The sequence below is a fragment of the Lysobacter sp. H21R4 genome (assembly GCF_015277535.1).
Lineage (GTDB): Bacteria > Pseudomonadota > Gammaproteobacteria > Xanthomonadales > Xanthomonadaceae > Novilysobacter > Novilysobacter ciconiae.
In genome coordinates this window covers 2,748,308-2,760,293 of sequence record NZ_CP063772.1, presented here as the reverse complement: position 1 = coordinate 2,760,293, position 11,986 = coordinate 2,748,308, and the positions used below count along the sequence as shown (strand labels likewise).

The window sequence follows — 11,986 nt, the reverse complement described above, 5'->3', positions numbered from 1 at the left end:
GGTCTGCCCCGTTTCCTCCCCCATTCCGGCTGCCCAACGGGCGGCCTTTTCCACAAGAAGACAGACCATGTCCCTCAATCCCTACGACCTGTACGACACCCGCTCCCTGCTGACCGAGGAGGAGCGCGCCGTGCAGGACACGGTGGCGCGGTTCACCGACGAGCGCGTGCTGCCGATCATCGGCGATGCCTTCGATGAAGGCCGCTTTCCGCGCGAGCTGATTCCCGAGATCGCCGAGCTGGGCCTGCTGGGCTCCTCACTGCCGGAGGAATACGGCGGTGGCGGCCTGAATTCGGTGTCCTACGGCCTGATCTGCCAGGAGCTGGAGCGCGGCGACAGCGGCATCCGCAGCTTCGTCTCGGTGCAGTCCTCGCTGTGCATGTACCCGATCTTCGCTTACGGCACCGAGGAGCAGAAGCAGCGCTGGCTGCCGTCGATGGCGCGCGGCGAGACCATCGGCTGCTTCGGCCTGACCGAGCCGCACGGCGGCTCCGATCCGGCCAACATGAAGACCAGCGCCAAAAAGGACGGCGGCGACTGGGTCCTCAACGGCAGCAAGATGTGGATCACCAACGGCAACCTGGCCGATATCGCGATCGTCTGGGCGCAGACCGATGACGGCATCCAGGGCTTCGTGGTCGAGAAGGGCATGAAGGGGTTTGCCGCCCAGGAGATCAAGCACAAGATGAGCCTGCGCGCCTCGGTCACCAGCGGCCTGTTTTTTGACAACGTGCGCGTGCCCGATGCCAACCGCCTGCCCAACGTGAAAGGCCTGAAGGGTCCGCTGGGCTGCCTGACCCAGGCCCGCTACGGCATCACCTGGGGCCCGATCGGCGCGGCGATTGCGTGTCTTGACGAAGTGCTGGGCTACACCAAGGAGCGGATCCTGTTCGGCCGCCCGGTGGCCGCGACCCAGTCGGCCCAATTGAAGATGGCCGACATGGCGCGTCGCATCACCATGGCGCAGCTGCTGGTGGTCCAGCTGGGCCGGCTCAAGGATGCCGGCACGATGGCCCCGACCCAGGTCAGCCTGGCCAAGTGGAACAACTGCCGCATGGCGATCGACATCGCCCGCGAGTGCCGGGATCTGCTGGGCGGCGCGGGCATCACCACCGAGCACTGCGCGATCCGCCACGCCATGAACCTGGAGTCGGTGATCACCTACGAGGGCACCGAGACCATCCACCAGCTGGTGGTCGGACGGGAGCTGACGGGGATCAACGCGTTCTGATCGCGCGCCCTCGAAGCGCATCAGCGAAAACAGAACCGCCCTCAACGGGCGGTTTTCATTTGGCGCCTACGTGCTGATAGGGCACGTCATTCCAGCGCCAACGGCTGACCACTCGGCAAGCACTTTCCGCGGTACCAGCGCTCGTCAGCCATCGCCAACATCGCCGCGTCCTCGACCGAATCGCCGTAGGCGTGGACCCGGTCAAAATCGGCCAGTCGATACTTCTCCTGGATCCGGCGCACTTTCTCCTCGCCCACGCACTGGCGGCCGCCGTAGAAACCGGTGAGTCGATGACCTCGCTGCTCCAACGAGGAGCACAGCAAGGCCAGATCATGCCCACGCGCCCATTGGCGTAGATACAGATCCAGACCGCCCGATACGACGACCACCGTGTCCTCGCGGCTCTTGTGCCAGGCGATCCGCTCCAGCATTTCGGCGCGCAGCGTTCCCGGAATAACGTCTGCCGCGAACGCCGCACCGAGTGCCTCCACCTCGGCGGCCGGGACGCGCCAAAAGCCCAACAGGCAGATAGCCGCACGCACCACGGAGCCGGACACGACCCCCAGGCGATAACCAACAATCAATGGCATCAGCAGCAGCTTTCCCGCCAGCAACCGGCCGGGACGCACTGCCGCGTGCATGAAGTCCGGCATGGTCTGGCGGTCGCTGATGGTGCCGTCGAAATCGAACAGGGCCAGGTCCACCCGTCAGGTGACCTCAAGCGGGACGCGCAGCTTCAGGTCGCGCAGTATCTGCCGCTGGCCGTAGTACTTGTCGACCGCGTCCAATGCGATTGCGTCAGTCATTGCAGTTCCATTGCAGAGTCAGGTCGGCGTGGGCTGGCAGCCACGCGACAAATTGCGGCGGGGCAATCCCTCTGTCAATCGGTGCCGTCGAACAACTGCGGCGCCAGCGGTTCCACCAGTCGTGGCCCGGTACTGTGGACGTTGCCGACGGCCTTGTCGACGCGGTGCCATTCCAGCTCCGGTCCCTGCGCTGCCAGCGCGATTTCGGTGGCCTGCTGCGGAGTGCCCGTCATCCAGTCATGCAGAAGATCGGTCGGCAGCGCCAAAGGCATCCGGTCATGCAGATGGGCGATTGCCGGATCCGCATCGCGGGTCACGATGCTGTAGGTAGGCAGCTCGCCGCGTTGCTCCCACAGCCCGGCAAAGAACAGCACCGGCGAGTTTCGCGCGTGGATGAAGTAGGGCTGTTTGGCGCCATCTTCCATCCGCCATTCGTAATAGCCCGAGCTGGGCACCAGCCCGCGGCGCTGCTGCCACGCCTCCCAGAACACCGGCTTGGTGGCCGCCGTTTCACAGCGCGCATTGATCGTGCTGTACGCCAGGCGGGTGTCCTTCGCCCACGACGGCAGCAGGCCCCAACGCATTTCCGTGGCGACGGCCCCATCACCGTCGGCCACCAGCACCCATCCCGCTTGGGTAGGCGCCCGGTTGTAGTTGGGCTCGGGATCCTGCGCCGGCGTGCTCACCGCGAGTCCGCCGGAGAACGCGTGGATCTCGCGCCACGTAAAGAATTGGCTGTCACGTCCGCACATGGGACGAGCCTACGCACGCCTGCGGGACGGAGGGTGAACCGCGCCGTACCCGCGCTTGTGAAGCCGCGTGGCTCCGGCGCGGGCCGATGTCCGGGATTTCACCATTTCATGCACTGGCGTTTCGGAAACTCCCGTCAGGACCCCTCATGGAGCGAATGATGGAAGAGACTGTCCCGCATCCGTTTCCTGCGCACGCGCAGGATCAGTTGAATGCCCTCTCCAGCATTGAACCGTCCGGACCATATCGCGCCTCGTCGGTCGAAGGGCCGGGTCCCGGGTGGATTGAGAGGTTCCCCATCATCGTCCACAGCCATTTGCGCTGGGATTTCGTCTGGCAGCGACCGCAGCAGATCCTGTCAAGGATGGCGCAACACCACCGCATCGCCTTTATCGAAGAGCCTGTGGAAGGGTCTCGCTACGCGCCGGCGAGCCTGGAAATCTCCGAGCCCATGGACAACATCATCCGCATCGTGCCTCTGCTTCCCGGGCCGCCGGACGGTGTGGACGAGCAGTCACGCGTGATCCTCCAGCTCGTGCGTGCCGCATTGGCGGACCACCCGCTGCTGCAGGGACGCTTCGAGCGACCGGTTCAATGGTTCTATTCCCCGATGACCGCGCCGGTGATGCTGGGCGAGTTTGGCAGTGCAGGCGTGGTGTACGACTGCATGGACGAACTGGCGAATTTCCGCTTTGCGCCGACCGACATCAGGCAGCGCGAGGCGTTGCTGTTGGACAGGGCAGACATCGTCTACACCGGCGGGTACCAGCTCTACGAGGCCAAGTCCGCCCAGCATCCCAATGTCCATTTCCATGGATGCGGCGTGGATGCCGCCCACTTCGGCGGGGCAAGGCTGGCGCAGACGCAGGTTCCGGCGTCCATCGCCAACCTCGCACGACCGGTGTTCGGGTACTTCGGCGTCATCGACGAGCGGCTCGATTACCCGCTCATTGCCGCGCTTGCCGCTCAATTCCCCGAGGCGTCGATAGTCATGGCCGGCCCGCTTGCCAAGGTCGAGCAGCATCAGTTGCCGGCGGCGCCCAATATCCACTGGCTTGGCCAGCAGGCCTACGAGGACCTGCCTGCGCTGGCCAAGGGATTTGATGTCTGCCTGATGCCGTTCGCGTTGAATGATGCGACGCGCTTCATCAATCCCACCAAGACCCTGGAATACATGGCCACCGCGACGCCGATCGTGTCGACCGCGGTGGCGGACGTGGTGCGCAACTTCACCCCGGTGGTGGCCATAGCGCACGATCGCGAGGAGTTTCTGGATCTGGCGGCGCGGGCCTTGCGCAGCCCCGATGCCGAGCTGATCGAGGAAGGCGTGCAGCGGGCCGCCGCCGCCTCGTGGAGCCAAACGGTTGCCGACATGCGCGGCGAACTCCAGTCGGCCCTGCGGTCGGCAGAAGACAGGAGCATGGCGCGCTGCCCGGTGGTGGACGCGGAGGCCACCGAATGAAAACCGACGTGCTGGTTGTCGGTGCCGGGTTTTCCGGCGCCGTGGTCGCCCGGGAGCTCGCCAGCCAGGGCGCGGACGTGCTGGTCATCGACAAGCGGGGCCATGTCGGCGGTAACGCACACGACCGCCTGGACGGCAACGGAATACGCATCCATCCATATGGCCCGCACATATTCCATACCAACAGCCGGCGCATCTTCGATTACCTGTCCCGGTTCACCGACTGGCGCGCGTACGAGCACCGCGTGCTGGCGCAGGTGGACGGGCAGCTTGTCCCGATCCCGATCAACATCGATACCGTCAACCGACTGTATGGACTCGAGCTGGACGAGAGCACGATCCAGGAATTCTTCGACCGTGTGCGCGAGCCCAGGGATCCGATCCGGACCAGCGAAGACGTGGTCGTCAACGCGGTGGGGCAGGACCTCTACCGGAAGTTCTTCCGCGGCTACACAAGAAAACAATGGGGCCTGGATCCGTCACAGCTGGCCTCATCGGTCGCCGCGCGCATACCCACCCGCACCAATCGCGACGACCGCTATTTCACCGACACCTATCAGGCGATGCCGAAAGACGGATACAGCGCAATGTTCTCGCGCATCCTTGATCATCCCGGGATCCGGGTCGAACTCAATGCCGACTTCTTCCAGCTGCGCGGCGATGTAGACGCCCGGCACGTGGTTTACACCGGTCCGCTGGACGCGTATTACGGTCATTGCTACGGGCGACTTCCATACCGCTCGCTGCGCTTTGAACACGAGCACCTGCCAACGGTGGAGCGGTACCAGCGCGTCGGCACCGTCAACTATCCCAACGATCACCCGTTCACCCGGATCACCGAGTTCAAGCACCTTACCGGGCAATCCCACAGCGGCACTTCGATCGTTCGTGAATACCCGCAGGCCGAGGGCGATCCCTACTACCCCATCCCACGCCGGGAAAACGAGATCCTCTTCCAGCGCTATGACAGCCTTGCGCGCGAGGAGGAGATGGTGACTTTCGTGGGTCGGCTGGCCCAGTACCGTTACTACAACATGGACCAGTGCGTGGGTGCGGCACTCAAGGCATCCGAATACGTACTGCAAAAGCTCGGCCATCCCTCGGCGGCGCACGGGCAGTCCGCGAAAACCACCCCGCCGGGCCCCGTCAATCCCATCCCGCAGCCGCTGATCGAGTAGCAGACACGCCACTCAGGGAGGACAGCCGGTGTCTGAGCCACTTGAAGCATGGGGCGGGATCGAGTGCACCGTGAACCGGGTTGGCTCGGATTACTTCAGTCAACTCGACGGGCGCGCGTATGCGAGCACGCCCGACGACCTGGACCGTCTTGCCTCAACCGGCATACGTGCCCTGCGTTTCCCTGTGCTGTGGGAGCGGGTGGCGCCGCTTGCCCCTGACCAACGAAAGTGGGACTGGTCCGACAGTCGCCTGGCACGCGTCCGCGCCCTGGAAATGCGTCCGATCGTCGGACTTCTCCACCACGGCAGCGGGCCGCGGTACACCAGCCTCGTCGACCCCGCGTTTGCCACCCAGCTTGCCCGTTATGCCTGCGCGGTGGCGCAACGCTACCCCTGGGTGGAGGACTACACCCCGGTCAACGAACCGCTGACCACCGCCCGCTTCAGCGGCCTGTATGGACTCTGGTATCCGCACGGGCGCGACGAGGTCACCTTCGGGAAGGCGATGTTCAACCAGTGCCAGGGCATCGTCCTGGCGATGCGGGCGATCCGCGAGATCAACCCACGCGCGAGGCTCGTTCAGACCGAAGATCTGGGAACCACCTTCGCCACCGACCGGCTGCAGTATCAGGCGGATTTCCACAATCACCTGCGCTGGCTGAGCTGGGACCTGCTGTGCGGCAGGGTCGGGCCGCAGCATCCACTGCACGGTTGGTTGGTCGACGTCTGTCACGTCCCCGCGGACGCGATCGGCTGGTTTCGCCACAACCCTTGCCCGCCCGACCTGATCGGCATCAACCACTACGCAACCAGCGACCGTTTCCTGGACGAAGAGCTCGCCCGGTATCCGGTCGCCCACCACGGCGGAAACGGCATTGATCGCTACGCGGACGTGGAGGCGGCGCGCGCCATGGGGGAACCGATCGGCAAGATCGCGCCGCTGATCGACGAGACATGGAAGCGTTACCGGATTCCCGTGGCGATTACCGAAGCCCACATCGACGCCGCCCGCGAGGATCAGATGCGCTGGCTGCTCGGGGTATGGCGCGGCGCCGAGCAGGCGCGGGCGGCGGGTGCGGATGTGCGCGCGGTTACCGCCTGGGGAATGCTGGGCTCCTACGACTGGAACTGCCTGCTGACGCAAAAGCATGGCTATTACGAGGTCGGCGCGTTCGATGTCAGCGCAGGCACGCCGCGCCCGACCGCAGTGGCCACACTGATCAGGCAACTGGCGGACGGCACAGCGATCGATCACCCGGTGCTGTCAGGCTCGGGCTGGTGGAAGCGGCCACAGCGTTTTTTGCGCGATCCACACCCGTCACGGGTGACGATCCGCGCAGAAGCCTCCCCCACCTCCGCGGCACGCAGCGCGCCGATCCTGATCGTCGGCGCAAACGGCACGCTGGGGCGCGCTTTCGCGCGTCTCTGCCAGGAGCGTGATCTGGATCATCGGCTCCTGCCTCGCGCCGGCATGGATATCGCCGACAGCGATTCGGTCAGCCGCGCGCTGGACCTCCACCGGCCGTGGACGGTCGTGAACGCCGCAGGGTATGTGCGTGTCGATGACGCGGAGGCGGATGCCGAGCGCTGCTTCCGCGAGAACACGCTGGGTCCCAGTGTGCTGGCGAAACTGTGCGCACGGCACGCCATCCCGATGGTGACGTTCTCAAGTGACCTGGTGTTTGACGGGACCCAGGACGTCCCTTATCTGGAGTCCGATCCGGTATCGCCGATCAGCGTGTACGGCCGGAGCAAGGCGCGATCGGAAGCGGCGGTGCTGGAAACACACTCCGGCGCGCTGGTGATACGGACCAGCGCATTTTTCGGTCCCTGGGACGAGTACAACTTCGTGAGTCTGGCGTTGCGTGCGCTTCGCGCCGGAAGCCGCTTCACCGCAGCGGAGGACATGGTGATCTCGCCCACCTACGTTCCCGACCTGGTGGACGCCTGTCTGGATCTGCTGATCGACGGCGAGACCGGGATATGGCACCTGACCAATGGCGAAGCGGTGAGCTGGGCCGAACTGGCCCGGCGCGCGGCTCATGTCGCGGGCGTGGACATCGCCGGATTGAAGGCCTGTGACAGGCAGAGACTCGCGCTCCCAGCCGCCCGGCCCCGATACAGCGTGCTGGGCAGCGAGCGCATGTTCGCGATGCCAAGCCTGGACAGTGCGCTCCTGCGATTTTCCGCGGCATCGACGGGCACCTCCGGGCAGGGGCGGCAGAGAGACCGCTGCTGACAGCTCAATGGCGGCGGCCGGTAACCACGCTGATATGGCCATCCTTCTCCAGAACTGCCAGCCGGAGATCGCCGAACGACGCGCAGTCTGCAGCCCGCATCGCCTCCTGCAGGTCATCAATGCCGATGCGGTTGTCGTCCAGAGCCCGCCCGTAGACGTGGCCGTTGCGTGCCAGGACCACCGCGCGTCCTTCCACCAGACGTTCGATCCTGCGACTGCGCGAGGTGGTGAATCCCAGAATGTAATTCCATCCCATCAGGGTGGCCGTCAGGACGATGCCGCCCTGCAGCGATTCATCGCCGGCGATCATCGAGCCTTGCATCGCATCGCCCAGTAACACCAGAACCAACAGGTCGAACGGCGTGAACTGGCCGACGGTGCGCTTGCCGGACAGGCGCAGCAACACCATCAATACGAAGAAGACGACCGTGCCGCGCAGAACGATTTCCCACCAGGGGATGGAAAGTTCAAGCAGGTCTGACATGAGCGCGCTCCAGGAGTCGAGGGGGCCCAAAGGCCGACTCAAACCGGATCGTCGCAGTGGCGCGGTGAAACACGTGTAACGCGGCGGTGAGGCCAAGCGTGCACGCGGTGACCGCGCATTGCGCGCCGTCAACAAGACAAACCGGATGGGGTCCCGCCACTGCCGAGCGCACACGAATCAAAATGGTGCCCTGGAGGGATTCACTTTGAATAGATATCCATTTGAATAATAAGGATATATTCATGACATTGAATTCAGGTGCCCCCAAATATGCCCCCAAATCCAGCGGACCTTGTTGGATCCCTTCGTACGCTAGCGGACATTCCCGCCGGTAGACGGGTGCGCGGTGACTCTCGAAGCTCACGTCTGCGTCCGCAAACGACGTCTGCTTTGGGTCGTCCTTCAGGTCGGCGCGGATATCGACGGTGTCGCTGCAGCAGGAATCACTCACCAACGTGCTCTTTGTGCTTGTCCGTCTCGTGATGGGCATCGTGCAGTATGACAATAGCGCCCTTCAGAGCGACTCCCGCGACGGCGACGCCGACGACAAGATCCGGCCACGCCTGGCCTGTCCAGAGCACGAGGCCACCGCCGACGAGCACGCCGGCGTTCGCGACGAAGTCATTGGTGCTGAAGGTCGTTGCCGCACGAACATTCACGTCGGCACCCTGGATTTTCTTGAGCAGCCAGACGCACAGCAAGTTGACTGCCGCGGCAACGACCGCCATCACCATCATGGTGGAACCCACCGGTTCGACATCACTCAAGAACCGGCGGGCCACGTCGAACAGGACTCCGGCGGCAAACAGGATCAGCAGTCCCCCGGAAACCCGCGCGGCACCTCGCTTCCATACCGGAGGACGGGTTAGCGCCAGCAGGGTGATGATGTAGACGATGCTGTCGGAAGCGTTGTCGAGCCCGTTGGCAATTAGTGCGCTGGAATCCGCCTTAAGGCCCGTCACCCCGAACGCCGCTGCGAGTGCCAGGTTGAGGCCAAGAACGATCCACAGGATTGTCCGCTGGCCTGCGCTGCGTATCTCCAGTTGCTTCCCACTCATTCTGACCTCTCTTGCGGTGACGCATAACCAGTGCCGCGTTCCAGGTCCGTCGCGGGTAATATGCACGGTAACGCTGGGCGCTCCTTGACAGCCGGGAAGACCGGCTCACTCAGTTGACACCGTCGGGTGAGCCGGATTCGAGTCACTAGCGAGCAGACTCCCGGTACGCGAGCAGCCTTAGTGCATTGAAGACGACGAGCAGGGTCGACCCTTCATGGACGGCCACCGCCGGGCCGATGCCAAGGCCGAAAATCGTGGCTGGAACGAGGATGGCCACGATCCCCAGACTCACGATGACGTTCTGAAGGATGACCGAACGGGTCCTCCGGCTCAGTCCAACCGCGAATGGCAGCTTCGACAGGTCGTCCGCCATCAGCGCGACGTCGGCCGTCTCCATCGCGACGTCGGAGCCGGCAGCGCCCATGACGACGCCCACCGTGGCGCTCGCCATGGCGGGAGCATCGTTGACCCCATCGCCGACCATGGCCACCTTTGCTTCGGCACGCAGCTTTTTGATGGCATCTACCTTGTCCTGTGGCATCAGGTCGCCCCACGCCTCGTCGAGTCCGACCTCTTTGGCGATCGCCTCAGCGACCTTCTGATGATCCCCGGAGATCATGATCATCCGGCGGATGCCCATTGCATGGAGGCGCGCGAGCGCCGCCTTGGCGTCCTCGCGTGGCGTATCCATCAATCCGATGGCTCCCAGGTCCTGTTCGCCGCGCCGAACGACCATGGTGGTACGGCCGCCTTCGCGCATCGTCGCGATGGCCTGGACCATCCCCGGCGATAGTGCAGCGACACCTTCGGAGCCGAACATCTCGGCCTTTCCGATCAACACGGTTTCCCCATCCAGGGTGGCCTTCACTCCTCGCCCGATGAGGTTTTCGAGGTTAGAGGCCCGTGCAATATCGATCTGGCCCAGCCGCTTGCGGCCGTCGACTGCGATCGCGCGGGCGAGCGGATGGTCGCTGAGGCTTTCGACCGCGACGGCCACGCGCAGCAGCTCCGCTTCCTCCACGCCTTCGGCAGGGATCAAGTCTGTGATCCGCGGCTTGCCCTCGGTCAACGTACCGGTCTTGTCGAAGGCGATCGCCTTCAGTGAACCGAGATTTTCGAGCGGACCGCCGCCCTTGATCAACACACCCCCGCGGGCCGCCCTTGCGATACCCGACAGGACCGCGCTTGGGGTCGCGATCGCCAACGCACAGGGACTCGCAGCCACCAGCACGGCCATTGCGCGGTAGAAGCTGTCCCTGAAGGGCTCGTCGACCACTACCCAGGCGAACAGCAGCAGCACGGCCATCACGAGCACAGCGGGCACGAAAATGCGCTCAAAGCGGTCGGTGAAGCGTTGGGTAGGCGAAGTCTCCGTTTCGGCCTCACTGACCATGCGGATCACTTTTGACAGCACGCTGTCGCTGGATTTGCGCGTGACCTCGATCTCGATTGCGCCGCTGCCGTTGATGGTTCCAGCGAACACGCGATGTGCGGGCTCAATGGCCTCCGGATTGGCGCGGGCCATCTCTGCGTCCGCTACGGCGCGCTTGTCGACGGGCATGCTTTCGCCCGTCACCGACGCCTGGTCGATGCTGCTGTCGCCCGCCACGACAAAGCCGTCCGCAGCCAAGCGCGAGTTTGGCTTCACCTCCACAATGTCACCGAGCGCAAGTTCCTCGACGGGAATTTCCACAAACTCCTCGCCGCGCCGCACGGTCGCCACCCGTGGGGTGAACTCGGCCAAGGCTTCGATCGCCCGCTTGGCGCGGCCCATCGCATAGTGCTCGAGCGCATGTCCGAAACTGAAGAGGAACAACAGCAAGGCACCTTCGGCCCACGCGCCGAGCACGGCCGCACCGGCCGCGGCAATCAGCATCAAGGTGTCGATCTCGAAACGCTTCAGACGCAGGTTATCGATCGCCTCGCGCAGTGTGAACCACCCGCCGAAAACATACGCCGCCATGTAGGCCGCAAGCGGCGCCCAACCGGGCACGGCCAGGAATCGTTCGCTCAGGAATCCCAGCAACAAGAGCGCGCCGCATGCCAGCGCAAACCGGATCTCGCTTCCGGACCAGAAGCCGCTGTCGCCATGCGCGTGGCCGGACTCGGCATCCGCATGCTTGCCCGGTGCGTGGCCGTGTCCGTCATGACCTGCATCTGCGGGCGGCCCGGCCTCGCTCGTGCTGCTTCGCCGATCCAGCGCAAGCTTGATCTGCTCTTCCGACGTGACCGAACGATCGAACTCGATCCTCGCCGCGCCGCTGGCACTGACATTCGCTTCCAGAACCCCGGGAATCGTTTGCAGCAGGTCGGCCAAGGTCCTCGCGCGTCTGGCATGGGTTACGTCGACTGTCCAGGCGGCATGCCCGAACTGCTCGGAGACTTTTGCGCCAGCCGCATCGACCAGCTGACGGATGCGCCGCAGCGAGAGCACGGATTGATCGAAGTGGATGCACAACTGCGCCGCGCCGGACTCGGTCGCTTCCAGGATGTGCACTTTCTCCACGCCTTTCCTTCCGCTCAGTTCTGAAAGCAGCCGCTTAACGCAGCGATCAGCTGCGTCCGTGACCTCAGGCAGGAGAAGGGGTATGTCGATACGCAACGGGTCGGTCATGAGATCGGTGTCCTCGTTTCTTGGTGATGTCACGAATGACGCAGAGAACGGCGGGTGCATTCACCCACGCGGGGACTTTCACGGTCGGTGAGAGACAGTCGCAAAGAAGCCCCCCACCCGGACCCAGTGGGTTCCGGGTACAAAGCCCCCCAACCGTGATCGCC

At 64.4% G+C, this 11,986-nt stretch carries 9 protein-coding genes; 4 read left to right on the top strand and 5 right to left on the bottom strand.

The window, feature by feature from the left end; translation table 11 throughout:
* Positions 1-67 precede the first annotated feature (67 nt).
* Positions 68-1,231, top strand: a complete 1,164-nt coding sequence (locus INQ40_RS12515; protein ID WP_194340691.1) for an acyl-CoA dehydrogenase family protein — start codon at positions 68-70, stop codon at positions 1,229-1,231.
* Between the two features lie 86 nt (positions 1,232-1,317).
* On the opposite strand, the gene INQ40_RS12510 is transcribed toward INQ40_RS12515, so the two are convergent.
* Both INQ40_RS12510 and INQ40_RS12505 read right to left on the bottom strand, forming a co-directional pair.
* Positions 1,318-1,935 (bottom strand): HAD-IB family hydrolase, encoded by a 618-nt coding sequence (locus INQ40_RS12510; RefSeq protein WP_194340690.1) that lies wholly within the window; start codon positions 1,933-1,935, stop codon positions 1,318-1,320.
* Positions 1,936-2,111: 176 nt separating this feature from the next.
* Complete coding sequence (locus INQ40_RS12505) at positions 2,112-2,789, bottom strand: SOS response-associated peptidase (RefSeq protein ID WP_194340689.1); 678 nt, start codon at positions 2,787-2,789, stop codon at positions 2,112-2,114.
* Between the two features lie 86 nt (positions 2,790-2,875).
* Here INQ40_RS12505 and INQ40_RS12500 point away from each other — a divergent pair, with 86 nt between their 5' ends.
* The 3 genes from INQ40_RS12500 to INQ40_RS12490 are packed head-to-tail and all read left to right on the top strand — an operon-like array spanning position 2,876 to position 7,666.
* On the top strand, positions 2,876-4,249 hold the full coding sequence (locus INQ40_RS12500) for a glycosyltransferase (RefSeq protein WP_194340688.1): 1,374 nt from the start codon (positions 2,876-2,878) through the stop codon (positions 4,247-4,249).
* Positions 4,246-5,427 (top strand): UDP-galactopyranose mutase, encoded by a 1,182-nt coding sequence (gene glf, locus INQ40_RS12495; protein ID WP_194340687.1) that lies wholly within the window; start codon positions 4,246-4,248, stop codon positions 5,425-5,427. Before INQ40_RS12500 ends, glf begins: the two co-directional genes overlap by 4 nt.
* Positions 5,428-5,455: 28 nt before the next feature.
* Positions 5,456-7,666, top strand: coding sequence for a sugar nucleotide-binding protein (locus INQ40_RS12490; RefSeq protein ID WP_194340686.1), 2,211 nt, complete (start codon positions 5,456-5,458; stop codon positions 7,664-7,666).
* Between the two features lie 4 nt (positions 7,667-7,670).
* On the opposite strand, the gene INQ40_RS12485 is transcribed toward INQ40_RS12490, so the two are convergent.
* The 3 genes from INQ40_RS12485 to INQ40_RS12475 all read right to left on the bottom strand — a co-directional run bounded on the left by INQ40_RS12485 (position 7,671) and on the right by INQ40_RS12475 (position 11,822).
* Positions 7,671-8,150 carry a YetF domain-containing protein gene (locus INQ40_RS12485; RefSeq protein ID WP_194340685.1) on the bottom strand — a complete coding sequence of 160 codons (480 nt, stop codon included), beginning with the start codon at positions 8,148-8,150 and terminating at the stop codon, positions 7,671-7,673.
* Between the two features lie 443 nt (positions 8,151-8,593).
* The gene (locus INQ40_RS12480) at positions 8,594-9,208 is read right to left on the bottom strand and encodes a cation transporter (protein ID WP_194340684.1); all 615 of its coding nucleotides are present in this window, start codon (positions 9,206-9,208) and stop codon (positions 8,594-8,596) included.
* Between the two features lie 145 nt (positions 9,209-9,353).
* Entirely contained in the window at positions 9,354-11,822 is a 2,469-nt protein-coding gene (locus INQ40_RS12475) for a heavy metal translocating P-type ATPase (RefSeq protein ID WP_194340683.1), read from the bottom strand.
* Between the last annotated feature and the right edge of the window lie 164 nt (positions 11,823-11,986).

Excerpts from the sequence above, each read along its gene's own strand:
- INQ40_RS12505 (WP_194340689.1), bottom strand. The coding sequence starts at position 2,789 with ATGTGCGGACGTGACAGCCAATTCTTTACGTGGCGCGAGATCCACGCG.
- INQ40_RS12500 (WP_194340688.1), top strand. The coding sequence starts at position 2,876 with ATGTCCGGGATTTCACCATTTCATGCACTGGCGTTTCGGAAACTCCCG.
- INQ40_RS12485 (WP_194340685.1), bottom strand. The coding sequence starts at position 8,150 with ATGTCAGACCTGCTTGAACTTTCCATCCCCTGGTGGGAAATCGTTCTG.
- INQ40_RS12475 (WP_194340683.1), bottom strand. The coding sequence starts at position 11,822 with ATGACCGACCCGTTGCGTATCGACATACCCCTTCTCCTGCCTGAGGTC.
- glf (WP_194340687.1), top strand. The coding sequence starts at position 4,246 with ATGAAAACCGACGTGCTGGTTGTCGGTGCCGGGTTTTCCGGCGCCGTG.
- INQ40_RS12515 (WP_194340691.1), top strand. The coding sequence starts at position 68 with ATGTCCCTCAATCCCTACGACCTGTACGACACCCGCTCCCTGCTGACC.
- INQ40_RS12480 (WP_194340684.1), bottom strand. The coding sequence starts at position 9,208 with ATGAGTGGGAAGCAACTGGAGATACGCAGCGCAGGCCAGCGGACAATC.